The 22,354-nt window shown below is 71.9% G+C and carries 21 protein-coding genes; 11 read left to right on the top strand and 10 right to left on the bottom strand.

Translation table 11 applies throughout. The features are described 5' to 3' along the window. The first annotated feature begins 108 nt into the window (after window positions 1-108). Both WMF12_RS14870 and WMF12_RS14865 read left to right on the top strand, forming a co-directional pair. Window positions 109-375, top strand: coding sequence for a hypothetical protein (locus WMF12_RS14870; protein WP_437872175.1), 267 nt, complete (start codon window positions 109-111; stop codon window positions 373-375). 13 nt (window positions 376-388) lie between these two features. Further along, the gene (locus WMF12_RS14865; RefSeq protein ID WP_437872173.1) at window positions 389-931 is read left to right on the top strand and encodes a nucleotidyltransferase; all 543 of its coding nucleotides are present in this window, start codon (window positions 389-391) and stop codon (window positions 929-931) included. A gap of 68 nt (window positions 932-999) precedes the next feature. Here the strand turns inward: WMF12_RS14865 and WMF12_RS14860 are convergent, their stop codons facing one another. The 5 genes from WMF12_RS14860 to WMF12_RS14840 all read right to left on the bottom strand — a co-directional run bounded on the left by WMF12_RS14860 (window position 1,000) and on the right by WMF12_RS14840 (window position 8,177). After that, complete coding sequence (locus WMF12_RS14860; protein ID WP_437872172.1) at window positions 1,000-1,848, bottom strand: hypothetical protein; 849 nt, start codon at window positions 1,846-1,848, stop codon at window positions 1,000-1,002. Window positions 1,849-2,581: 733 nt separating this feature from the next. Further along, window positions 2,582-4,273, bottom strand: coding sequence for a group II intron reverse transcriptase/maturase (gene ltrA / locus WMF12_RS14855; RefSeq protein WP_437851622.1), 1,692 nt, complete (start codon window positions 4,271-4,273; stop codon window positions 2,582-2,584). 270 nt (window positions 4,274-4,543) lie between these two features. Further along, entirely contained in the window at window positions 4,544-5,452 is a 909-nt protein-coding gene (locus WMF12_RS14850) for a hypothetical protein (protein ID WP_437872171.1), read from the bottom strand. Beyond that, entirely contained in the window at window positions 5,449-6,564 is a 1,116-nt protein-coding gene (locus WMF12_RS14845) for a PEGA domain-containing protein (protein WP_437872169.1), read from the bottom strand. The genes WMF12_RS14850 and WMF12_RS14845 overlap by 4 nt, the downstream gene beginning before the upstream one ends. Further along, window positions 6,561-8,177, bottom strand: a complete 1,617-nt coding sequence (locus WMF12_RS14840; protein ID WP_437872166.1) for a serine/threonine-protein kinase — start codon at window positions 8,175-8,177, stop codon at window positions 6,561-6,563. Before WMF12_RS14840 ends, WMF12_RS14845 begins: the two co-directional genes overlap by 4 nt. A 168-nt stretch (window positions 8,178-8,345) precedes the next feature. Between WMF12_RS14840 and hisB the strand changes: the two genes are divergently transcribed. Both hisB and hisH read left to right on the top strand, forming a co-directional pair. Beyond that, on the top strand, window positions 8,346-8,933 hold the full coding sequence (gene hisB, locus WMF12_RS14835) for an imidazoleglycerol-phosphate dehydratase HisB (protein ID WP_437552686.1): 588 nt from the start codon (window positions 8,346-8,348) through the stop codon (window positions 8,931-8,933). Window positions 8,934-8,936: 3 nt separating this feature from the next. Continuing rightward, the gene (hisH, locus tag WMF12_RS14830; protein ID WP_437872165.1) at window positions 8,937-9,614 is read left to right on the top strand and encodes an imidazole glycerol phosphate synthase subunit HisH; all 678 of its coding nucleotides are present in this window, start codon (window positions 8,937-8,939) and stop codon (window positions 9,612-9,614) included. A gap of 16 nt (window positions 9,615-9,630) precedes the next feature. Here hisH and WMF12_RS14825 read toward each other — a convergent pair whose 3' ends face one another. Beyond that, complete coding sequence (locus WMF12_RS14825) at window positions 9,631-10,569, bottom strand: sensor histidine kinase (RefSeq protein WP_437872164.1); 939 nt, start codon at window positions 10,567-10,569, stop codon at window positions 9,631-9,633. A gap of 381 nt (window positions 10,570-10,950) precedes the next feature. On the opposite strand from WMF12_RS14825, the gene WMF12_RS14820 reads away from it, so the two are divergent. Then, window positions 10,951-11,427, top strand: coding sequence for a pyridoxamine 5'-phosphate oxidase family protein (locus WMF12_RS14820; RefSeq protein ID WP_012235453.1), 477 nt, complete (start codon window positions 10,951-10,953; stop codon window positions 11,425-11,427). Window positions 11,428-11,508: 81 nt separating this feature from the next. Here the strand turns inward: WMF12_RS14820 and WMF12_RS14815 are convergent, their stop codons facing one another. The 4 genes from WMF12_RS14815 to WMF12_RS14800 all read right to left on the bottom strand — a co-directional run bounded on the left by WMF12_RS14815 (window position 11,509) and on the right by WMF12_RS14800 (window position 14,982). Next, window positions 11,509-12,261, bottom strand: a complete 753-nt coding sequence (locus tag WMF12_RS14815) for an HAD-IB family phosphatase (RefSeq protein WP_437872163.1) — start codon at window positions 12,259-12,261, stop codon at window positions 11,509-11,511. Window positions 12,262-12,352: 91 nt separating this feature from the next. Next, window positions 12,353-13,393, bottom strand: coding sequence for an aldo/keto reductase (locus WMF12_RS14810; RefSeq protein ID WP_437746314.1), 1,041 nt, complete (start codon window positions 13,391-13,393; stop codon window positions 12,353-12,355). 180 nt (window positions 13,394-13,573) lie between these two features. Beyond that, on the bottom strand, window positions 13,574-14,116 hold the full coding sequence (locus WMF12_RS14805) for a non-canonical purine NTP pyrophosphatase (RefSeq protein ID WP_437872161.1): 543 nt from the start codon (window positions 14,114-14,116) through the stop codon (window positions 13,574-13,576). A gap of 23 nt (window positions 14,117-14,139) precedes the next feature. After that, entirely contained in the window at window positions 14,140-14,982 is an 843-nt protein-coding gene (locus WMF12_RS14800) for an SIR2 family NAD-dependent protein deacylase (RefSeq protein ID WP_044964899.1), read from the bottom strand. A 335-nt stretch (window positions 14,983-15,317) separates the two neighbouring features. Here WMF12_RS14800 and WMF12_RS14795 point away from each other — a divergent pair, with 335 nt between their 5' ends. The 6 genes from WMF12_RS14795 to pgsA all read left to right on the top strand — a co-directional run bounded on the left by WMF12_RS14795 (window position 15,318) and on the right by pgsA (window position 22,333). After that, window positions 15,318-16,442, top strand: coding sequence for a formylglycine-generating enzyme family protein (locus tag WMF12_RS14795; protein ID WP_437872154.1), 1,125 nt, complete (start codon window positions 15,318-15,320; stop codon window positions 16,440-16,442). 111 nt (window positions 16,443-16,553) lie between these two features. Continuing rightward, the gene (locus WMF12_RS14790) at window positions 16,554-18,107 is read left to right on the top strand and encodes a serine/threonine-protein kinase (protein WP_437872152.1); all 1,554 of its coding nucleotides are present in this window, start codon (window positions 16,554-16,556) and stop codon (window positions 18,105-18,107) included. 97 nt (window positions 18,108-18,204) lie between these two features. Then, window positions 18,205-19,176 (top strand): hypothetical protein, encoded by a 972-nt coding sequence (locus tag WMF12_RS14785; protein WP_437872150.1) that lies wholly within the window; start codon window positions 18,205-18,207, stop codon window positions 19,174-19,176. A 74-nt stretch (window positions 19,177-19,250) separates the two neighbouring features. Next, complete coding sequence (gene hisA, locus WMF12_RS14780; protein ID WP_437746310.1) at window positions 19,251-19,976, top strand: 1-(5-phosphoribosyl)-5-[(5-phosphoribosylamino)methylideneamino]imidazole-4-carboxamide isomerase; 726 nt, start codon at window positions 19,251-19,253, stop codon at window positions 19,974-19,976. 37 nt (window positions 19,977-20,013) lie between these two features. Continuing rightward, window positions 20,014-21,687 carry a tetratricopeptide repeat protein gene (locus WMF12_RS14775; protein WP_437872149.1) on the top strand — a complete coding sequence of 558 codons (1,674 nt, stop codon included), beginning with the start codon at window positions 20,014-20,016 and terminating at the stop codon, window positions 21,685-21,687. Next, on the top strand, window positions 21,677-22,333 hold the full coding sequence (gene pgsA, locus WMF12_RS14770; RefSeq protein ID WP_437768326.1) for a CDP-diacylglycerol--glycerol-3-phosphate 3-phosphatidyltransferase: 657 nt from the start codon (window positions 21,677-21,679) through the stop codon (window positions 22,331-22,333). Before WMF12_RS14775 ends, pgsA begins: the two co-directional genes overlap by 11 nt. The last annotated feature ends 21 nt before the right edge of the window (window positions 22,334-22,354 follow it).

The following is a 22,354-nucleotide window of genomic DNA, read 5'->3' as shown; positions in this document are numbered from 1 at the left end:
TCGGCGCCAGCGCACACCGCGCGATGCGCCGATCCACGCGTGCCTGTGGCCCTCGTTGCCGGCCCCGTGGGTACCGCGCGCGCTGCCTGCCGTGGTACGGTGAGCGCGGTGCGAGACCCTGACGAGCTTCGCCGGTTCGCTCGCCAGGACTGGGCGGCAGCCCAGCGCGACAAGGAGCTCTACTGGCGCGACTGGAAGAAGCAGCACGGCCCCGCCGCTGGAGTCCGGATCGCCGATGAGCTCCGCAAGCAAGTCCTCGCGCAAAGGCCAGCGTGGCCGAGCGACGGAGAGCGCGAGGAAGACCTCGCCACGCACCTCCGCGTCCTCGAGGCGCTCGATCGCCTCCCGCCCCGCCGCCGTCGCGTTGCTCGCTGACTTCGCCGCAGCGATGCGCAGGCGGCGCCTTGACTGGTATGTCTTCGGCGCCCAAGCAGCGGTGGCCTACGGGAGACCCCGCATGACCGCGGACGTCGACGTCACCGTCGCCATCGAGCAGCTGGGCACGCTCGCGCTCGTCGACGAGCTCTCGCGTGCCGGATTCGACCTCCGGGTCGCCCTCGGCGAGGACTTCCTGCGCGACGCTCGCCTGCTGCCGCTGGTGCATCGCTCGACCGCCATGCCCGTCGACGTCGTGCTCGCGGGCTCCAGCCTGCACCTGGAGTTCCTCGCGCGCCGGAGGCTCGTCGACGTCGGGGGCGTGCGTGTGCCGATGATCAGCCCGGAAGACCTGATCGTGACCAAGGTCCTGGCCGGCAGGCCCAAGGACCTGGAGGACGTGCGCGGGGTGCTGCTCGAGCAGCCCCGCCTCGACCTCGAACGCGTCCGCGAGCTGCTCGGCGAGCTCGAGGTCGCGCTCGGCGACGACCAGCTGATCCGTCGTTTCGAGCGCCTGATCCGTCGACCACGCGCGAGGCGCGCTCGCGCGAAGTGACCCCAGGGCGGCCCGCGCGCGATCCCGGCGCGCGGCCTGCGGCATGCGATATGCGCCGCCCGGCCGCGTCACTCCACAGGCGGGCTGACCCCGGGCGCGCCTCCGGCGGCGGCGCCCCCCTCCCCCGCTGCCGCCGGCTGGCGAGGCCCTTCGGCGCCGGCGCTCCCGGCCTTGCCGCCGGCGTAGCGCCTGCCGGCTCGCTCGGACGCCTTCAGGACGGGGCCGCGGATCGTCTCGATGGCTTCCGCGGGAGCGCTGGAGATCTCCAGGTTGGAGAGCACCGCGGCGACGACGCGGAGCCATTGATTGCGCGCCGCCAGGATCGTCGCGTTCACGAGCGGCGCGGTCTTCTCCTTGGCGGCGAGCGCGTCCCGCCGGTGCTCGATCGTCGAGAGCTCCTTTCCCGACGCGAGCCACCGCTGCACGGTGTGGAGCAGCGTCGTCTTGCCCGGCGCCGGGATCGCCTTGAGGAACGCGGCGGTCGAGGGCTCCTCGTCGAGGAGCCGGGCGATCCGCGCCGTGTTGCCCGACTCCGCGGTGGGCGACGCCTTGATGATGGCGAGCCCGGTCGGGAACAGCCTGGCCTGGGCCCGATCACACGCCTCCGCCCCCGCGACGTCCGGCGGCTCCTCCGCCAGACAGTGCTCGCGGTGCGCGTCGATGCCGTACGAGACCGCCTTGGCCAGGTGATCGTGGCGCTCGTCGACCTTCGAGAGCTCGTCGTTCAAGGCCGTCATCCCGGCCGACACGCCCGTCCTGCTCGGGCGAACCGCCAGCACGGCGCCGTGGACCTCGGCCACCTTGTCGTGCAGCCCGGCGATCTCCGGGATCGACAGGAACAGCCGCTTCCGCTGGGCATCCTCGATCCACGGAGCGACGAGGGCGACCATCTCTTCAATCATCAGGTGTTTCAACATGGGACAGACCTCCACGTGGGGGGACAGCGCGTCGTGCCAGGGAAGCGCCGGTCTCGTGTCCTGTCGATGACACCCGATTACAGGAGCAACCGCGGAGCGCGCAGCGCGGCCCCAGGGCGCGCCTCGGGGTGACCGACGTGACGTGACGGCCCTCACCAGCGCCCGTCATGGGCCGAGGCTCACAAGAGCCGGAGGAAGGCAGCCCCGATCTGGCGCGCAGCGTAATTTTGAAGGGAAGCCCAGGTGTGGACCTGGGCACCGCGTTCGCGGCAAGGTCCTGGGAGGGTCGCGATCTTGCCGGCACGTCGAGCTCCGACGCTCGGGCAGATCGCGACCTGGGCGAGCGCCTGGCGACGAGCGTCAGCTCAGGTCACGTTCTCGACGGGACACCCGAGTTCGAGCGTCCTCCCAGATCGCGACCTGCCGGAACGCCGGACGACGAGCGTCAGCTCAGGTCACGTCCTTGACGGCAGGTCGTTATCGACCGCTTTCCCAGATCGCGACCTGTCGGAACGCCGGACGACGAGCGTCAAGTCAGGTCACGCTCTCGACGGCACGTCGATATCGAGCGCTCGCCCAGATCGCGACCTGCCGGAACGCCGGACGGCGAGCGCTCGGTTGGGTGGAGGGGGATTTCGGCCAAAAGTAAGGTCTTTTGAACCGCCAAAAGACGCCCAGATTTTGAGTTTTTCTTGGCGTCTTTTGGGTCCCGGTAGGGACGGCCCGCGCTGACCTACTTTCGGTCAGTCTGGGCCGCCCCCCGGACAGAACCCGGCGAGCGGATTTCCCGCACCGGGCTCCCACCTCGGGTCAACGGACTGGCTCGCGGTAGAGCCGGCCAGGGATGATGGATGCGGGGCGGCGGGAGGGGAAACCGCTCGTCGAACCCCGTTCGTTGCCGTCGGGACCAGTGCGCGCGCTGGCTCCTGCGCTGAAGCTGGCGGTGCCAGCTTGCGCGCACGCGTTCCCGAAACTGCTGCAACGCCCGGTAGTTCGTGGGCACTCCGTAGTACCGGAAGTGCCCTTCGAGCACGCTGGAGAGCCATGCGTGCTGGGTTGGCACGGGCTCATGCCTGCGCTCGTGCATCGCTTCGCGCAGGCTCGCCAGCTTGGCGTTCCGTTTCTTCCGCGAGGTGCGGCGCTTCAGCTGGAACTCGCCTCGCCGGCTTGCGCCGGCGATGTGCGTGAACCCCAGGAAGTCGAACGTCTCAGGGCGTGCACGCCCATCGCGCTCGGCGTCCTGCCGGGCGAATCTCCCGAACCGAAGCACCCGGGTCTTCTCCGGGTGCAGCTCCAGGCCGAACTTCGCGATGCGGGAGGCCAAGGCCTCCCGCATCGCGCGCGCGTCCCGCTCGAACTGAAAGGCCATCGCGAGATCGTCGGCGTAGCGCACGATGTACACCTCACCGCGTGCATGCCGCTTCCTCCACTGGTTGACCCACAGATCGACCGCGTAGTGAAGGTAGACGTTCGCAAGCAGCGGGCTGATGCTCCCGCCCTGTGGCACTCCTTCCTTCACCTCGCGTAGCTCGCCTTCCTCCATGACGCCCGCGTGCAGCCACTTCATCAGCAGCCGCACCATGCGCCTGTCCCCGATCCGGTGCTCGAGGAACTTCTGCATCCATCCGTGATCGATGGTGTCGTAGAACGATCGGATGTCTGCATCGAGCACCCAGCTCGTCTTCCGGCTGATGGCCTCTGCGAGTGCGTTCAGGGCGTCGTGCGGCCCCCGGCCGGGCCGGAAGCCATACGAGAACCCCAGGAACGCTCGCTCGTAGATCGGCTCCAGCACCATCCGCGCCGCCTGCTGGACGAGCTTGTCTTCCAGCGCCGGGATGCCGAGCGGCCTCACGCGCCCATCGCCTTTCGGGATGTGCACGCGCCGCACCGGCTGCGGGTGGTAGCTGCCGCGATGGATGCGATCCTGAAGGTCGAGCAGCCGAGCGTCGAGGTGCTCGCCGTACTCTTCCCACGTGATCCCATCCACTCCGGGCGCCGCGCGCTTACGCAGGCGCTGGTACGCCTCCTTCAGCAGCGGCGCCTTGATCGCGCTCAGCAGGTTGTCGAACCGCTCCCCTTTCTTCTCCTTCGCTCGCTGTCCGATCCGCACCACTTGCGTGGGCGCGCCTTGCCGGTCCTGAGCCCGGGACGCGTTTCGTGCTGCGGATTTCCCCTCGGCCGCGGGCCGTCCCTCCACCGACTCGACGGGCGTTACCCGCGTCTTCGCCGGCTTCTCCGGTACCATGCCCCCGTCCGACTCCTCGAAGTACAACACCACGGAGTGCGGCTTTGTGCCTTCCCGCGGCTGTCCGCTGCCCACCACCGGCATCGCGGCTCCTTCGAGGTCTCCCGGTTCCCGTGCATGAGGCGTGTGTGCGCGTGCCGAACTCCTCGACCCCGGAGGGGGTGGTTGGCCCAGGTCCACTTTGTTCGGGCCTCCACCATGGCCTTCCACGCAAGACGATCGTGTCGGCCCCCTCGAATTCAACCGTTTCGGGGCTGTATCACCCGGCCCGCTCACTCGTCCCCCTACGCTTCGCCTCGTGGGTCGCTCCACGCTGCGCAAGGGCTGGCCTTCCCGGGGGTGGACTCCTCCCGGGGCAGGACTCGCTCGATTCGCTGGTGCTGCTCCTCGTTGCTCACCTGCTCCCTCATGCCGGTCTTGACCGGCGCATCCGTCTTGGCGGTTCCATCATCACGGATTCACGGAGCCCGACGCCGACCACGGCCCGCACGTCGGCAGGCCCACGGTCTTCTGGACGCACGCGGCCGTCACCGGCGACGTCACGACGGCCGCGATCTTGCCGGCGGCCACCTGATCACAGACGGCGGTCGGCAGCTGGATCCGCCCGTCCTCCGCTACCCCGAAGCCATCCGCGCTGCCGGCGTCGAGCGCCACCAGGCAACGTTCGGCGTCATCGCAGATCCCGTCGCCCGCCGCGGTCTCCAGCGCCACGTTCAGCGGGACCCCGCCCTCGCCCGCGATCGAGCACGCCGCGTCCACCTCCGCAGGCGTCGTGCCCTGGAAGCAGGCCGTCACGTCGAAGCAATCGCCGTCGCCGTCGCCGTCACCGCCGCCATAGACGTCCGCGGGCGCGTAGTCGGGGAGCGCGCCCGCGTCGACCTCGCTCGATGCACACGCCCCCGCGACGCAGGTCTGCCCCTCCGAGCAGTGCTTGTTCACCACGTCGCCGTTCGCCTCGATCTCGCCCGAGTCGTCGCAGAGGAAGTTGAGCGGCAGCGTCAGCAGCGCGACGCGGTTCTTCGGGATCCTCGTGACCGCCTCGCGCAGGACGCGCGGCGCGCCGAGCTCGTTCCCGATGCGGGCGCTGACCTTGATCCGGATCGAGTCGCCCCCGCCGCTCGAGGAGTAGAAGCCGATCGTCGCCGGCAGGCGCGCGGCGGCATCGGACTCGCCGAGCCGCTCGTAGGTCGCCGAGAACTTGGGGGTGCCGCCCTCGAACACCTGCACCTGGAGGGCGCCGAAGTCCTTGGGCATCTCGAGATCCGTCGAGACGGCGAGCATGATCTCGTCCGGCGGAGAGCACCCGCAGGCCGCGACAGCGACGAGCGCGGCGAGCGCCGCCCGGGCGACGGCGCTCATCGGCCACCCCCGAAGGGGATCGTGAACGTGGCGCCGCCCTTCCGGGACAGGGAGACCGAGCCGGGCGACGTGCGGCCGTCGACCGGCGGCTCCGGGCCGAAGACCCCCGTGGCGACCAGGACCGCGCCCGCGAGCACCAGCACACCGCCGCCGATCCAGAGCCAGGTCTCGACGTTCCCTTGCTTGGGCTGCGGGACCAGCGTGACCTGCACGCGGCGCGTCTGGTTGTCCTGGATCATCACCTCGGACTGGTGCGTCACCATGCCGGACGCCGTGACGCGGAGCGCGTGACCGCCGCTCGGCACGGGGCCGTCGTAGCCGCCGCGGCCGACCACGCGACCGTCGATGGAGATGACGGCGTCCGGCGCCGCCGTGACGATGAGCCGCCCTTGATGGACCTCTTTCTCCAGCGTGGCCGTGACCGTCACCTCGCCGCCGCCCGCCACCTGCTGAGAGACCTCGACGTCCTTGAAGCCCTTCTTGGTCACCCGGATCTTCCGGGTGCCGACGTCGAGCAGCACGGGCTCGCTCAGCGGCGTCTGGCCGACCTCCTCGCCGTCGACGAAGACCGTGGCCCCCGCCTCGCTGGCCTTCAGATCGAGCCGGCTCACGTAGGCCTTCGTCGCCTCGATGAGCGCAGCGGCGTCCTTGCGATCCTGCTCCCCGAGCTGGGGGCCGGCGTCCCTGAGGAGCTTCTCGACCGTCCCGAGGAGGCGCGCGTAGCGCTTCAGGTTCTTCTGGCAGAGGGCGATGTTCCAGAGCAGCCGCGGGTCGCCGGAGAGCTCGAAGGAACGCTCGAACTTGATGATGGCGTTGCGGTAGTCGCCGTCGTTGAAGAGGATCCGCGCGGCCTCGTACTCGGCCTTGGCCTCGCCGGTGAGCGTCGCGGACAGCGGCCCCTGGACGGCAGGCGCGCCCGCGGCGGGCGCCGGCTGCGCCCCCGCGGGCGCCGGCTGCGCTCCCGCGGGCGCCGGCTGCGCCCCCGCGGGCGCCGGCTGCGCTCCCGCGGGCGCGAGGGCCGTCAGCACGGCGCCGCCGAGCGCGACCGCGGCGCCGACGCGCAGGCTCCTGCTGCTCCACAGCGGGAGCCGTTCGCTTCCTGGCCAACTCATCTGGGCTTACCTTTGTCGTTCAGCACATCGAAGATGCTCCCCGGCTGCGCGGCGGTCGCGGTCGCGGTCGGCGCGGCGGTCGCGGCCGGTGGGGCCGAGGGCGCGGCGGTGGGCTTCGGCCGAGGCCCCGTGGCGACCGGCGTCGCGCTCGCCGGCGCCTTCGGCCCGGCGGTCGACAGCGGCGCCGCGGTGGCCACCGGCGCGGCGGTCGCCACCGGGGACACGGTCGCTGACGGCGCCGCGGTCGCCGGCGGCTGCGGCTCCGCGGTCACCTCCGGAGGCGCGACCGGCGGGGGCGGGGCCAGCGTCGCGGGCGCCGAGGGCTCGGCGGAGGCGGTCGCCGCAACGGCCGACGGGTCGGCGGGAGGGGCGTCCGCGCCGCCATGGAACGTGACGAAGCGCAGGATTCCGCCGAGCACCACGGCGACACCCACCACGGCCAGCGCGAGCACGACGCCGCTCCGCGAGCGCGCCCCGGGCGCGGCGCCGCCGGCCGTCCAGCCAGGCGCGGTGCCCGCCGGGCCAGCCGTGTGGCCGACCGCGCCGCCCGCCGTCGCGCCGGCAGGCGGCGCCGCGCTGTGCCGCGCGGTCGCCGCGGGGACGCCGCTCACGCGCTCCTGCGACGTCTGCCAGGGGGGCGGCGTGCTCATGCGCTCGCGCACGGAGCTCGCCCGGTCCCGGAAGGAGACCGCGGGTACGAGCCCCAGCGTCCGCTCGATCCGCTCCAGCGAGGCCAGCGCGAGCGGAGGCCCGAAATCGACGATGGCGCCCGCGAGCTCGGCGACGGACTTGAAGCGCTTCGCGACGTCCCTCTCGAGGCAGCGCAGGATCGCCGCCTCGAGGCCCGGCGGCAGGTCGCGCCGGAACGTGGTCGGGGGCGGCGGCGGCTCGGTGTTGATCATCAGGATGAGCTCGGACAGCGAGCTCGCGTCGAAGGGGACACGCGCGGTGAGCAGCTGGTAGAGGATGGCGCCGAGCGACCAGACGTCCGCGCGCGCGTCGACCGAGCGCGCCGAGCGCATCTGCTCGGGCGCCATGTAGAGCGGCGAGCCGAGCACCATCGCCGTCTTCGTCAGTCCGAGCTCCGGCTCGGCCCCCGCCGTCGACGGGTCCGCGAGCGCCTTCGAGATGCCGAAGTCGAGCACCTTCACCATGCCGCTGCCGTCCGCCGCGCGCGTGAGGAAGAGGTTCGCCGGCTTGAGATCGCGATGGATGATGCCGGCCGCGTGCGCCTCGGCGATGGCCTCGCAGGCCTCGAGCACGTAACCCACGGCCTCCTCCAGCTCGAGCGGGCCGCGCCGCCGCAGCGTCTCCTGGAGGTCGCTCCCCTCCAGGTACTCCATCACCATGAACGGCGCGCCCGTCTCGAGCGTCCCGACGTCGAGCACGCGCGCGACGTGCTCGCTCTTCAGGCGCACCGCCGCGCGCGCCTCGCGCACGAAGCGCTCCACCATCTCGTCGTTGGCGCCGGGATGGAGCAGCTTGATGGCGACCCGCTGCTGGAGCTGCTCGTGCAACGCGGCGACGACGACGCCCATGCCCCCTTGCCCGAGGATGCGCTCGACCCGGTATTTCCCCGATAGAACTTGACCTTCGGTGACCGGTGAGCTCACGAACGCTCCCGCGCTGGGGCTGCCTCCAGGGCGCCACCACCGCCACGTTATCCAGGGGGCCACCTTATGCGATCCGGCGCTCGCGTCCAAGGCCATTGCCGCGTTACCTGCGACGTCATCGGGATCACGCCGCTTCCCTTGCCGCGAAGGGCGACTACCCTACGCGCCATGCCCCGCATCGCCAGTGTCGAGCGCAAGACGCGCGAGACCGACATCCGCATCGAGATCGATCTCGACGGCCAGGGCCGCTCGGAGATCAAGACGCCGCTCCCCTTCCTCACGCACATGCTCGATCAGATCGCCCGCCACGGCCTGTTCGATCTCACCATCCACGCCGAGGGCGACGTCGAGATCGACGGCCACCACACGACCGAGGACTGCGGCATCACCCTGGGCACGGCCGTGCAGAAGGCGCTCGGCGACAAGGCGGGCATCGCCCGCTACGGCGAGGCGACGCTCCCCATGGATGAGGCGCTCGCGCAGTGCGCGCTGGACCTCTCCGGCAGGCCCTACTTCGTCTGGCGGGTGCCGCTGCCCAAGGCGAAGCTCGGCACCTGGGACGTCGAGCTCGCCCCGGTGTTCTTCGAGGGCTTCGCGCGCGGCGTCGGCGCGAACCTCCACGTCCGCCTCATCGAGGGGGACAACCTGCACCACATCGTCGAGATCTGCTTCAAGTCGTTCGCCAAGGCGCTGATGAAGGCGACCCGGATCGAGCCGCGCGTCGCCGGCATCCCGTCCACCAAGGGGAGCCTCTGAGCCATGCAAGCCATCGCGCTCGTCGATTTCGGGATGGGCAACCTGCGCTCCGTGGAGCGGGCGCTCCAGAAGGCCGCCGAGGACGCCGGCGCGCCGTGCGCGGTGACGCGCACGGGCGACCCGGAGATCATCGGCCGGGCCGACAAGGTGGTGGTGCCCGGCCAGGGCGCCTTCCGCGACTGCGCCGCGGCGCTGCAGAACGGCATCGGCGAGGCGCTGCGCGCGCAGATCCGGAAGGGGACGCCCTACCTCGGCATCTGCCTCGGCATGCAGGCGCTCTTCGACGGGAGCGAGGAGGCGGAGGGCGCGCGCGGGCTCGGCGTGTTCCCCGGCACCGTCAAGCGCCTCACCCCACAGCCGAGCGCGGCCGAGGCGGACGCGGTCGCCGGCCAGCCCTGGGTCGGGATCAAGATCCCCCACATGGGCTGGAACCGCATCGCGTTCGCGCGCGAGGTGGCGGGCCCGCTCGGCGTGTTCGCTGGCGAGCGCCCCTTCGTCTACTTCGTCCACAGCTACCACGCCGTCCCGCTCGACCCCGTGCTGGTCGCGGCGACGACGGAGCACGGCCCGCACCGCATCACCGCCGCGATCGAGCGGGACAACGTCACGGCGACGCAGTTCCACCCCGAGAAGAGCCAGGCCGCCGGCCTGCGCCTGCTCGCCCGCTTCCTGGACGGCTGACCCGCCCGCGCGCGCGTCAGTGCGGGCGCAGCAGGCGCTGGTGCACCTGCTTGACCTGCGCGAGCTTGAGGTGCGCGCCCAGGGGAAGCTCGGGCGCGCGCGCCCCGCCCGCGCCGCGCCCGCGCCGCGCCCGCGCCGGGCGCGAGGGGGGAATCGGCGAGGAGATCGACGAGGAGCGCCGCGCCGCCCTCACCCGCTGCGGCCGCCGCGGGGCGAGCGGGAGATCGACGATGAACGCCGCGCCGCAGCCGAGCTCGCTCTCGACGCGGATCGCGCCGCCGTGCGCGCGCGCCGCGACGTGCGCGATGTACAGGCCGAGCCCCAGGCCGCCGAAGCGCTCCACCGGGACTGCCCGCTCGAAACGCGCGAAGATCCGCTCTTGGTCCTCCCGCGCGATCCCCATGCCGCGGTCGCGCACGATGAGCCGCGCCCGCGCGCGCGTCGCGCGCACCTCGATCGAGATCGGCTTGCCCTCGCCGAAGGTGAGCGCGTTCTTGATCAGGTGGAACGCCATGCGCTCGATGTGAGACCGGTCCCACCAGCCGATCACCGGGCCCTCGGCCGCGACCGAGATGGCGCCGCACGCGGCCGGCCGGTGCGCGACCGCCGTCGCGAGCACCTCGCGGATGAGCCCGACGAGCTCGACCGGCTCACGGGTCGGGGCGCCGCGGGCCAGGCCGCCGTGCCTCGCCTGGAACATGTCGTCGCAGAGCCGGGCGAGACGGCCGAGCTGACGGTCGAAGACGGCCAGCATCGCCGCCGCCCACGCCGGGGTCTTCTCCGGCTCCTGCTGGCTCATCCGCTTCGTCAGCTGGAGCTGCAGGAGGAGCGAGGTCACGGGCGTCCTGATCTCGTGCGCGGCGAGCACGAGGAAATCCTCCCGGATCCGGGCGGTGTCGTCCCGGATCGGGACAGCGGGGATACGAGGGTCGACGTCGTCCAAAAACGCGGTCATGGCAGAGCCTGCTGGGCGGAGTTGTGGTGTGCCCCCGCGCCCGCAAACGCATGGAGTGTGCCGCCCGCGAGGGCCCGCAGATTGGCACTTCTGGCGGCAGGAGAGCGCCCGATCTGCCGAGCGGACGCGCGTCAAGGCGTCGCATCGCGCCGTCCACTGCGCAAAACCCCGCGAGTGTGAGCCGAGCCGCCTGGACCGTTCTGCAGCGCGCGGCGCCTCGGGTCACGCCGGAGCGCCGCCAGGCTGCTGCGGTACACGGGTCAGGGCGCACCCCTGCTTGCGGGCCAGGGTCCGCGGAGCAGCTTTGTCCGCATGCAACACCAGAGTGGAGAGCAACACCGGAGTGTGGAGCCGGGGGCCAGGGCTCAGATCCGCGGATCCATGAGCGAGCTGCACGCGCTCCTCAGGGAGTTCGACACCGCCATGCTCGTCACGATGACCCCCGAGGGGCTGATGCGGGGGCGGCCGATGGAGATCCAGGAGCCGGCCGAGCTGATGGACTGCGATCTCTGGTTCGTGACGGAGGACGAGGCGGCGAAGACAGGCGAGATCGCCCGCGAGCACCAGGTGGCGGTCTGCTGCTACAGGCCGCGGGATCGGGCGTACATCTCGATCTCGGCGCGCGCGACGATCGAGAGGAACGAGGAGAAGATCCGGAGCCTCTGGAAGCCCTCGTGGAAGGCGTGGCTGCCGGCCGGCCCCACCCACCCTCACGCGGCCCTCCTGAAGCTCTATGTCGAGCGCGCCGAGTACTGGGAGCCCGAGGGCGGGCGGCTGCGGGTCCTCTACGAGAAGGCCAAGGCGCTCGTCCAGCGGAGGTCGGCGGAAGACAAGCTGAACCCGCCGAAGCACATCTGAGCCGCGCCGCGCCTGCGGCGGCGATCGAGCAGGCGCAACCCGAGGCGAGAGGGTCCTTGGGCTGGATCAACCTCGGATGGATCAGCCAGGTGTCGGCGTAGCGTCGGCCGCGCGCTGCGCGCGCTCCCCGTCAGGGGTGCCGCTGCTCTCGAGCGCCGCGCAGATCTCGGCAAAGCCGTCAAAGGGTGTGCACGGTATCCCGTCGCGGGAGCAGAGCACGTCGAGGGCGCTGTCCCGCACCGCGAACACGCGATCGCAGCACCGCGCCGCGGGGTAGTCCAGCCGGCCGTCGCCGATGTAGACCGTGGAGGTCTCGCCGGTGGCCGCCTTCAGCTGGTCGAGCACGCGGATCTTGAAGTCCTCGCCGGGAGCGAGCGGCACCGTCTCCGGCACGGTCACGCGCCAGCGCCCATCGAAGGCGGCATCGAAGCAAGAGAACGCGGTGCCCGGCGGCAGGAACTCGCGGATGTAGAACGGCAGGCCGTGGCTGATCACGTGGAACACCCACGACCGGCGGGCGCACAGGGCCAGAAGATCCGCGAAGCCCGACCGCAGCTCGGCGTGCGGGCGCAGCTCGGCCAGGAGCTCGGCGGCCGGGCGATCCACGTCGGCGTAGCCGCGGCGGAGGAGCTCGAACGGCGTGAGCTCGCCGGAGGCGGCAGGCGCGAGCAGCGCCTGCCGCCAGTCATAGCGAAGGTGGGCGTCCCAGATCCGGTTCGTCAGGTCGTCGCAGGTGATGGTCCCGTCGAAGTCGCAAAGAATGAGCACGACCGCTGATTTGCACGCCGCCACGCCGGACGCCACCGCCGTGCTGCCCTGACCGGCCCTCGCCACGGGATCGCCATCCACGGCTCGGGTGCGGTGCGCGCCCCCGAGCCGGGCCTCCGCGCAGGATCAGCCGCCGGTCGCGGCCAGGCCGCGACCGTCAGAGCGCGACAGGGAACGGATTGCGCTCCGTGAACGCGCCGACCTGGTGAAAGTAGGGATATGGCAGCTTCGTCTTGCTCGCAGCATCCAGCTTCGCGATGTGCTCTGGCGCGAGGTTCCAGCCGACTGCCCCGAGGTTCTGTCGAAGCTGCTCCTCGTTGCGAGCGCCGATGATCACGTTCGCGACGCTCGGCCGCTGCAGCAGCCAGTTGAGCGCGATCTGCGGGACGGTCTTGCCCGTCTCCTTCGCCACCGCGTCGAGCGCGTCGACCACACCATAGAGGTACTCGTCGTCGATCTGCGGCCCCCCCTCGACAGACAGCTTGTTCCGGAGCCGGCTGACCTCCGGCAACGGCTGCCCGCGCCGGATCTTCCCCGTGAGCCGCCCCCAGCCCAGCGGGCTCCAGACCACCGCGCCGACCTTCTGATCGAGCGCCAGCGGCATCAGCTCCCACTCGTAGTCGCGCGCCACCAGCGAATAATACGCCTGGTGCGCCACGTACCGAGAGAGACCATATTTCTCCGACACCGCGAGCGACTTCATCAGGTGCCAGCCGGAGAAATTCGAACATCCGAGGTAGCGGATCTTCCCCGCTCGCACGAGATCGTCCAGCGTGCCGAGCGTCTCTTCGAGCGGCGTGACCGCGTCGAAGCCGTGCAGCTGAAAGAGATCGATATGATCCGTCTGCAGCCGGCGCAGGCTCCCCTCGATCGACCGGATCAGGTGATACCGCGACGAGCCGACGTCGTTGGGGCCCTTGCCGCTCCGGAAGGTCGCCTTGGTGGAGATGATGACCTTGTCGCGCCTGCCCTTGATCGCGTGGCCGAGGATCTCCTCAGCGAGCCCGTCGGAGTAGATGTCGGCCGAATCGAACATGTTCATCCCGGCCTCGAGCGAGACGTCGACCAGCCGAGTCGCCTCGGCCACGTCGCTCGCGCCCCACCCCCGGAAGAACTCGTTGGAGCCACCGAACGTCCCCGTCCCGAGGCTCAGCACCGGTACCTTGAACCCTGACCCGCCGAGCTGTCTGAACTCCATGAATCGCCTCCGCGCCAAATGGGGACGACCTCTGAGCGCGGGGGGAGGAGCGCCGGACATCAGGCTCTCGCCCCCTTGCCGCGGTCGTGGACGGTTAGGAACTCCAAAGCGATCCGGAAGTCAAGCACCACCGTGGCCAGCGCGCGGAGCTGCGGGGAGCGCGAGCGCCGCGCTCCGCGATCACAGCCCGAGATCGAACCGGAACGCCCGCAGCGCCTCCGCGCTCGCAGAGCACCGGAGGCGCTCGTCACGCGGCATCTGCCCGAGCGTGCGCGTGTGCCCGGCCGGGATGAACATCGGCTCCCAGTGGATGCCCTCGTCTCCCCGCCGCTCGACGGCGATCTCGCCGGGGACGCTGCCCGTGTAGACACGCAGCGTCCGGCCGTCGCAATAACACACCTTCTGGACCACGTGCGCCGCGCGCGACTGCCCCGGAGGGATGAGGGAGCAAATCCGGTCCTGCAACCGCTCCCAGAACGGCATCACGAGCGGGCCCGGGAAGCCGTTCAGGTGCTCGATGAAGAGGCCGCCGTGCTCGACGAAGAGCGGCACGAGGGAGAGCCGGTAGGCGGCGAGGGCCTCCTCGCGTACGACGGTGTCGAGATCCGAGGAGAGGATCTGGGGCACGTCGAGCCGGAGGACGCGGAGCGGCGTCGGGGCGTCCTTCCACACATAGGTCATGTCCGCGACCTTGCGGTGGTTCGAGGAGACGAAATAGACCATGACCATCGCCCTCACCCGTCCCCTCACGCGTCCAAAGCGTCGAGCAGGTCCACGACGCTCTTCGTCTTGTCGTTCGGGTCGAGCTCGATCACGTCGATGTGCCAGTCCTCGAGCAGCGCCGGCTGGACGAGCCCGGCGCCGAAGGTCGCCCAGTAACCGCGGCGGTTCGACGCGCGCCTCGCGAGCTGCGGGCTGCCCTCGATGCGCATCTGCTCCATGCGGTACCAGATGTACCGGATGTCGACGTCGCCGAAGCTGTAGCCGAGGAAGAGGAAGCTGTTGCTGAGCAGATCGGCCCGCAGGCGCTGATCGGGGGCCGCCTCGAGCCGGAGGCGGCCGAAGTACTGCGATTCGGTGAGCACCACCGTCTCGGGCCAATCGAGATCTCCATGAAACTTGATGACGTGGCACGCCCCCTGCGCCGGGCACCGCGCGAAGTCGTCGAACCTGGCGAGCGCCACGGCCTCTTTTCCTGCGTCCCGCAGCGCCTCCTCGATGTGGTGCTCGAAGTTGGTCGTGTAAATGGTCGAGAAGTCGCGGCGCGCCAGGGCCTTGTGCTGGCACGAGCTCCTGCGCCGCTCGTCGACCTCGCGCGCGTGGAAGCGCGCGCGCATCTCGGCGATGAAGCTGTCGAGGCCGCCCGCGCACTCGCGGGCGAAGAAGCCGGCGAGCTGCGGGGGCAAGCCGTGCAGCTCGAAGAGCGCTGGCTCGAACCCGAGCGCGGCGCCCATCCACCCCATCAGCTCCTTCCACATCGGCAGCCGGAGCGGGGCAGAGAAGCCCGCGCCCAGAAAGGGAATGAGGCGACCTTCCCGGTACGCCTGCCGGAGCGGGATCGCCGCTTGCTCGAGCGTGAGTACAGCCATCTTCAGCGAGCGATGGTATCTGCCCGACGACCTCGCGCAACCAGCGCCCGCCGGGCCGGAACGCCTCGCCCCGAGCGGATGTCGGCGCGGATGTCGGCCGGCGAGCAAGGACAGAAGCCGCGACGCATCAGGACACGCGCGGCAGAGCTCGGCGCTGCGGAGGAGGGCGCCGGTCGCACCTCCCTCCCCACGGCGGCAGAGCGGCGTCGAGCGGGCCCTCGCGCGAGGCAAAATGCCAGTAGAATCCCGCGCATGGAGATTCTTGGGATGGAGGCTTGGCGTCCGCTGCGCGCGGTCCGGTCCGCGCTGGTCGAGCGCCTCGGAGCGCGGCGCTGATGCAGATCGCAGCGTCTGCCGTGACGATGTGGACGGGGGCATGCCTCGTGATCGGGGGCTGCACGGCGATCGTGGGCGTGGACAAGCCGTACCACCTGGCGGACGGCGCGGGCGGCGGAAGCGGAGGTGGAGGTGGAGCCGAGACGTGCACGCCAGAGGAGGTGCGATGCGCGCAGAACAGGCCGCAGACGTGCGACGAAGGCGGAGCGTGGCAGGACGAACCCGAGTGCCCGGCGGAGGTGCCCCTGTGTGACGACGGGCGCTGCATCGTCCCTCGGAGCTGCGCCAAGATGGACGCGATCTGCGGGCCGCGCGGAGACGAGGGCTGCTGCGGGAGCCTGGTGGTGCCCGGAGGCACGTTCGATCGGGGCGACGCCGAGCCGCGGCTGGCGACGGTGAGCGACCTCCGGCTGGATCGATTCGAGGTGACGGTGGGGCGGTTCCGGGCGTTCCTGTCGGAGTACCCGGCGAGCTGGCCAGCGGTGGGGGCAGGAGCACACCCGAAGATTCCGGACAGCGGGTGGCGCGCCGCGTGGGACGCCAACTTGCCCGTGGACCGGGCGGCGCTGTCGGCGTCGCTTCACTGCGAAGATCCCTATTTTTCGTGGACCGACGAGGTGGGCGAGCACGAGCTCCTGCCCGCGGCCTGCGTGAGCTGGTACGTGGCGTTCGCGTTCTGCGCGTGGGACGGCGGTCGGCTGCCCACGGCAGCAGAGCGGCGCTACGCGGCCGCCGGCGGGGACGAGCAGCGCACGTATCCATGGTCGAGCCCGGAGAGCGCCCCGGAGCCCGACGAGAGCTACGCGGTGTACGGTTGCGGCCTCGATGGATCGTGCGAGATCGCGGACCTCCAGCCGGGCGGATCGAGGTCGCCGCGGGGAGACGGGCGGTGGGGACACGCGGATCTGGGGGGAAACGTGTGGGAGTGGGTGCTGGATTCGTTCGCCGCGGACGACCCGATCGCGTGCGATGACTGCGCCGTCCTCACCCCCGACACGAACCACATGATCTGGGGCGGGGGCTGGCGCAGCGGGAAGGAGACATTGCTCACCTCCGCCTTCCAGGAGCGCCCGCCGAACGGCCACTTCGCCGGCGCGGGGCTGCGATGCGCACGGGCGCGGTGATGCGCGCAGCTGGGCGTCGCGGCGTCGCGGCCGCCGCTCCGCGCAGCGCGCGCCGCCCTTCGGGGTCCCTGGAACCTTGACGCGACAGCCGCCGCGCGCGACCCTCCCGCCGTGTCGGGCACGCTCGCGGACGGAACGGTCTTCGCGCACCGCTATCGCGTGGCGCGCCTCCTCGCCGTGGGCGCGATGGGGTCCGTCTACGAGGTGGTGCACATCGAGACGAACCGCCGCCGGGCGCTGAAGGTGATGCACGCGTACCTCTTCCAGAGCGAGGAGATGCGCAGCCGCTTCAAGCGCGAGGCGCAGATCACGGCGGAGATCGAGAGCGAGTACATCGTCGACGTCTTCGACGCGGGCATCGACGAGGCGACGGGCATGCCGTTCCTCGTGATGGAGCTGCTCCGCGGCGAGGAGCTCGGCCAGCGCCTCAAGCGCCTCGGCAGGCTGCCTCCCGGCGAGGTCGCGACGTACCTCCAGCAGACCGCGTCGGCCCTCGACCGGACCCACGCGGCGTCCATCATCCACCGGGATCTCAAGCCGGAGAACCTGTTCGTCACCCAGCGGGACGACGGGACGCCCCGCATGAAGATCCTCGACTTCGGCGTGGCGAAGCTGCTCGCCGAGGGCGGGACGGCGGCCGGCATCACGCGGAGCCTCGGGACGCCCATCTACATGGCGCCCGAGCAGTTCCGCACCGACACGAAGCTCACCAGCGCCGTGGACATCTACGCGCTCGGGATGATCGCGTACACGCTGCTCGTGGGGACGCCGTACTGGAGCCCGGAGGCGCTCAGCGCGAACGACGTGATCGCGTTCGCGCTCGTGGTCGTCCACGGGCCGCAGGAGCCGCCGGTCCACCGGGCGATGTCGCAGCGGGTGGTGCTGCCGCAGAGCTTCGATGGCTGGTTCGCTCGGGCCACGGCCGTCGATCCAGCGGCGCGGTTCCGCCTCGCGAGCGAGGCGGCGCAGGCGCTCTCCGAGCTGCTCGTCCTCGCCCCGTCCAGCAGCGGGCGTTCGCCCCGCCCGACCACGCCGCCCTGGGCCCTGGCGAGCCCCTCGGCGCACGCGCTCGCCACGCCAGCACCCGCGCTCGCCGCGCCAGCGCTCACCGTGCCGGCGATCACCGCGCCCTCGTTGATGCCGCCGGTGGCGACGAGCATCGGCCCGATGGGGCCGGAGCACCCGTCTCGCTCCCCGGTTGCGCCCCTCGCGGCGACCATGGAGACGTCGGTGACGTCCGTCCCTTCAGGGAACATCACACCGATAGCGCCAAGCCGAGCCCCGCTCGTCGCCGCCGCGGTCGTCCTCGGGCTCGGGGTGCTTGGCGCAGGGACCTGGCTCCTGATGCGCGCCGGGGCCCAGGCCGATCCGGCGGTGGCCGCGTCGCCTTCGGCCGCTGCGCCGGACGCCGGCTCGGCGAGCGCCGCCGCGACCGCTGCGCCGAGCGCGACGCCGCCGGCAGAGCCGTCGGCGCCGACGCCCAGCGCCTCCGCGCCAGCGCTCGCCGCGGAGCCCACCCAGCCCGCGACCAGCGCGAGCGCCAGCGCGAGGCCGGCCGCGCGCGGGGCGGCGGGCGCTCCCCCGAAGGCGACGCCGAGGCCCGCTTCGACCGGGCGAACAGGCGCCGCCGCTCGCCCCAAAGTCCCTTTGCTGGGACGAGATTGAGACCGATGTCCGCCGCGCTGCCGGTCCGCCCCTCGCCGACACCGGTTGACACCTTCGCCTGTGGATACCCCAGAACATGACACGTCGCCTGCGCCGGATGGCTCCTCTCGCTCTCGTCCTCTGGCCGCTCGCCGCCGCGACGCCCGCCGCGGCGCAGGACAGCGCGGCCGCGGAAGCCCTCTTCAACCGGGGCCTCGCCGAGATGGAGGCGGGCCAGTACGAGACCGGCTGCAACGCGATCGCCGAGAGCCATCGGCTCGAGCCCAAGCCGGGGGCGCTCTTCACGCTGGCCATCTGCGAGTCGAGGTGGGGCCGCGTCGCGAGCGCGTTCGCCCACTTCGGGGAGTACCTTGCGCTCCACGAGCAGCTGACGCCGGAGCAGAAGCGCCGGCAAGGAGAGCGGCCCAAGGTCGCCCGGGAGGAGCGCGAGAAGCTGGCCCCGCTCGTGCCGGAGCTCGCGCTCTCCCTCCCGCCCGGAGCCCCCGCAGGGACGGTGGTAAAGCGCGACGGTCGCGCGGTGGACAGCGCCGCGCTGGGCGCGAGCGTGCCGGTGGATCCGGGAGAGCACGTCGTGTCGACGCAGGCGCCGGGAGGGCCTGTCCAGGAGACGCGGATCCACCTCGCTCACGGCGAGAAGAAGCGCGTCGATCTGCAGGTGAGCGGCGCCCCGGCGCCGTCCGCCGAGAGCCTTTCAGGCCGGCGGGCGGCCGTGTACGCGGCCGGCGGCGTCGGCGTCGCGGGGCTCGTGCTCGGCGGGGTGACGGGCGCGCTCACGCTCGGCAAGAAGAGCGTCGTCCGCGAGCACTGCGGCAGCGGGATCGGCCTGAGCGACCCGACGGCCTGCGACCAGACGGGCCTGGACGCGGCGGAGAGCGCGAGCACCACCGGGCTCGTGAGCACGATCGGCTTCGGCGTGGGGCTGGCCGGGCTCGGGGCGGCGGCGGTCCTCTACCTGACCGAGCCGACGCAGAGCGACATGACCGCCGGCGCGACGTCAAGGCGGATCCGCGCAGGGGTGCTCGCGGCAGGCCCGGAAGGGGTCGTGCTCGGGGCGAGCGGGTCGTGGTGACGCGGCGGGGCAACGGACCTTCGCCGCCTTCGCCGCCTCTACCCACCGGCGCAGAGGCGCGCTAGACCCGCCGCGTGCAGCTCATCCCCGCCATCGATCTCCTCGGAGGCCAGGCCGTGCGCCTCCATCAAGGGCGCTACGATCAGGTCACCGTCTACGACCAGGACCCGGCGGCGCTCGCCGCTCGCCTCCGCCGTGCCTGCGATCGGCTGCACGTGGTCGACCTGGAAGGGGCCCGCGCCGGCCTGCCCGTCCAGGCCGACGCCGTCCGCGCCGTCATCGCGGCCTTCGGCGCGGAGGGCGGCAGCGTGCAGGTGGGGGGCGGCATCCGCTCCGCCGCCGCGGCCGAGAGTTACCTCGCGCTGGGCGCCGATCGCATCGTGCTCGGGACCGCCGCGGTGAACGATCCCGCGCTCGTACGCGACCTCGCCGGCCGCTTCCCGGGGCGCGTCGTGGTCGCCGTGGACGCCAAGGACGGGCGCGTGGCCGTGCAGGGCTGGGAGCAGGTCTCCTCCGTCACCGCCCTCGACGTCGCCCGCGCGCTCGCCGGCGCCCCCGTCGCGGCGCTCCTCTACACCGACGTCTCCCGCGACGGCACGCAGGTCGGCCCCAACCTGGAAGCCACCCGCGAGCTCGCCGCCTCGTGCGGCTTCCCCGTCCTGGCCTCCGGCGGAGTCGGATCGCTCGCTCACCTGCGCGCGCTCGCGCAGATCCCCGGCGTCAGCGGCGTCATCGTGGGCCGCGCGCTCTACGAGGGGGCCTTCACGCTCGCCGAGGCGATCGAGGCGGCGAGCGCCTGACGGCGTGTGTGCGTTTTCGTGTACGATCCCCCCGACAATGCACGAGCGCGACGACCCACGGCCCTCCACACGCGAAGTCGCGGCGGAGGAGTTCCTGTTCCACCTGCACCGGGGCAGCGAGCTCCTGCAGGACAACCGGGTCCACGCCGCGAAGGCGGAGCTCGAGCGCGCGCTGTCGCTCCAGCCGAGCGATCCCAAGGGGCAGGACCTGCTCGGGATCGTCTACTTCCGGCTGGGGCTCTACCCGCGGGCGATCGCGATCTATGAGCGGCTGATCCAGGCCCACCCGGAGGCGGTCGAGCCGCGCATCAACCTCGCGCTCTCGTACCTCAAGACCGGGCAGCCGGCGCAGGCGCGGTCCGAGCTCGAGAAGGCGCTCGAGCAGAACCCGAAGCACCAGCGCGCGTGGGGCTACCTGGGGCTCGCGTTCCAGCGCATGGGCGACTACGAGCGCGCGAGCCACGCGTTCGCGGCGGGCGGCCACGACGCGATGGCGCGCCGCCTTCTCGACATGACGGGCAGCGCCACGGGCCGTTACTCGATGGAGCCGCCCGACACCGAGGATCAGCCGCCGGTCGAGGCCAAGGCCGAGGTGCAGCGCGCCGCAGGCGAGGCGGTGCAGGCGCTCGATCGCGCCGGCGCGGGCTTCCGGCACGACTCGGATCTGCCGCGCATCCCGTCAGGGACATGGTCGGCCATCGAGCCTGGCCGCGAGATGATGCCGACCATCCCGGCGCCGCCGTCGCTCAAGAGCCTCGGGGCGGACGGCCGCGCGGGAGGCGCGACGAACCCGCTCGGCGCGGGCAAGGCTCCCGGCCCGAGGGTCGGCGCGGCGCCGACGGTCCCGTCGATGCCGGCGGTGCAGGCGCCGCCGGGAGGGAGCGTGGCCCCGACCGTGCGCCGCAGCACGGTGGCGCCCGAGGAGCCCTCCGCGACGGGCCGCTTCGCGATCGCCGTCCCCGCGGCGGCGGACGCGGCGGCGGCGAGCAAGAAGGCGGCGGGGCGCCCGTCGTCGTCCTCGCTGCCGCCTCCCACGGCGGCGCCCGCCGCGACGCCGCCGGCCGCGACGCCGCCGCTGGAGACGCTCTCGGCGCTCGCGCGCGAGCGGCTGCTCGTCTTCCCGCGCGAGGCCGCGGTCACGCGGCACCCGACCGGCGTCGTGCTCGTGCAGTCGACGAAGGGCTTCGTCGCCCGGCTCGACGCGCTGCGCACCATGAGCGTGCACTCCGGGACCGCCACGCACGTGCTGAAGCGGCAGGCGCGCGGGCGCATCTTCGACGAGCCGCTCGGCGGGCCGAGCACGCCCTTCATCGAGATCGGCGGGCGCTGCGAGCTCGTGCTCGGCGCGCCGGAGGGGCGGCGGCTCCACCCGGTGACGCTCGGGGAAGAGTCCATCTACCTGCGCGAGGACGTCCTCGTCGGCTTCGATCTGCCGATCGGCTACGAGAACGGCCGCCTGCCGGCCGGCGAGGGCGAGGCGGTCGCGATGGTGCAGCTCCGCGGCCGCGGCCACATGGTCCTGTCGGTGCCCGAGCGCGCCGCCGCGCTGGAGATCACCCCGTCGCGGCCGACGTCGACGCGCGCGACCGCGGTGCTCGGGTGGATGGGCCGGCTCCTGCCGCGCACGCTGCCCGCCTCCGAGGCGCCTGGAGGGATGCAGGGCTTCGTGACGTTCGGCGGAGAGGGGATGGTCCTCGTCGATGGTCGCTAGCGCGGGCACGTCCTTGCGGGGCATCAAGGCGCAGCGGCGGCGCACGCTCTGGGAAGACGCGCGGAACCTCCCGAACCTGCTCACGTTCGCCCGGATCCTCATGATCCCGGCCGTCCTCTTGCTCCTGTCGAGGGGCGCGCCGCGGGACTGCTTCTGGGCCGCGGGCGTCTACTCGCTCGCGGCGATCACCGACATGCTCGACGGCTACCTGGCGCGGCGGCAGGGCCTCGTGAGCGTGCTCGGCAAGTTCCTCGATCCGCTCGCCGACAAGCTCATCGTCGCCGCCACGCTCGTGTGGCTCGTGCCGATGGGCCGGATCCCGGCGTGGGCGGTGGTGCTGCTCATCTCGCGCGAGATCACGATCACGGCGCTCCGCTCCATCGCCTCGACCGAGGGGCTCGTCATCGCAGCGGGCGACGGCGGGAAGATCAAGACAGCGCTGCAGATGATCGGGATCGTCTGCTTGATCCTCGGCTACCCGTACCACATCCACCTCGGCGTCGACTTCGGAGAGGTCGACGTGGTGCACGTCGGACGGCTGCTCATCTATCTATCGCTCGTCTTCTCGATCACGAGCGCCGCGCAGTACATGGGCCTGTTCATCGACGCCATCGACGCCAAGAACCGGCCGGCCCCTCCGCAGTAGATGGGCAATAGGCAAGCCCGC

Source organism: Sorangium sp. So ce363 (genome assembly GCF_051520435.1).
Classification (GTDB): domain Bacteria; phylum Myxococcota_A; class Polyangia; order Polyangiales; family Polyangiaceae; genus Sorangium; species Sorangium cellulosum_B.
Note: the sequence above shows the minus strand (reverse complement) of the source record. Positions and strands in the feature narration are given on the sequence as shown.

What these genes read in the sequence shown, in the direction of transcription:
- hisB (WP_437552686.1), top strand. Translation starts at nt 8,346, where the DNA reads ATGCCCCGCATCGCCAGTGTCGAGCGCAAGACGCGCGAGACCGACATC.
- WMF12_RS14805 (WP_437872161.1), bottom strand. Translation starts at nt 14,116, where the DNA reads ATGGTCTATTTCGTCTCCTCGAACCACCGCAAGGTCGCGGACATGACC.
- WMF12_RS14845 (WP_437872169.1), bottom strand. Translation starts at nt 6,564, where the DNA reads ATGAGTTGGCCAGGAAGCGAACGGCTCCCGCTGTGGAGCAGCAGGAGC.
- WMF12_RS14865 (WP_437872173.1), top strand. Translation starts at nt 389, where the DNA reads ATGCGCAGGCGGCGCCTTGACTGGTATGTCTTCGGCGCCCAAGCAGCG.
- WMF12_RS14850 (WP_437872171.1), bottom strand. Translation starts at nt 5,452, where the DNA reads ATGAGCGCCGTCGCCCGGGCGGCGCTCGCCGCGCTCGTCGCTGTCGCG.
- WMF12_RS14800 (WP_044964899.1), bottom strand. Translation starts at nt 14,982, where the DNA reads ATGGCTGTACTCACGCTCGAGCAAGCGGCGATCCCGCTCCGGCAGGCG.
- hisH (WP_437872165.1), top strand. Translation starts at nt 8,937, where the DNA reads ATGCAAGCCATCGCGCTCGTCGATTTCGGGATGGGCAACCTGCGCTCC.
- WMF12_RS14785 (WP_437872150.1), top strand. Translation starts at nt 18,205, where the DNA reads ATGGCTCCTCTCGCTCTCGTCCTCTGGCCGCTCGCCGCCGCGACGCCC.
- WMF12_RS14810 (WP_437746314.1), bottom strand. Translation starts at nt 13,393, where the DNA reads ATGGAGTTCAGACAGCTCGGCGGGTCAGGGTTCAAGGTACCGGTGCTG.
- WMF12_RS14795 (WP_437872154.1), top strand. Translation starts at nt 15,318, where the DNA reads ATGCAGATCGCAGCGTCTGCCGTGACGATGTGGACGGGGGCATGCCTC.
- WMF12_RS14820 (WP_012235453.1), top strand. Translation starts at nt 10,951, where the DNA reads ATGAGCGAGCTGCACGCGCTCCTCAGGGAGTTCGACACCGCCATGCTC.
- WMF12_RS14860 (WP_437872172.1), bottom strand. Translation starts at nt 1,848, where the DNA reads ATGTTGAAACACCTGATGATTGAAGAGATGGTCGCCCTCGTCGCTCCG.
- pgsA (WP_437768326.1), top strand. Translation starts at nt 21,677, where the DNA reads ATGGTCGCTAGCGCGGGCACGTCCTTGCGGGGCATCAAGGCGCAGCGG.
- WMF12_RS14825 (WP_437872164.1), bottom strand. Translation starts at nt 10,569, where the DNA reads ATGACCGCGTTTTTGGACGACGTCGACCCTCGTATCCCCGCTGTCCCG.
- WMF12_RS14775 (WP_437872149.1), top strand. Translation starts at nt 20,014, where the DNA reads ATGCACGAGCGCGACGACCCACGGCCCTCCACACGCGAAGTCGCGGCG.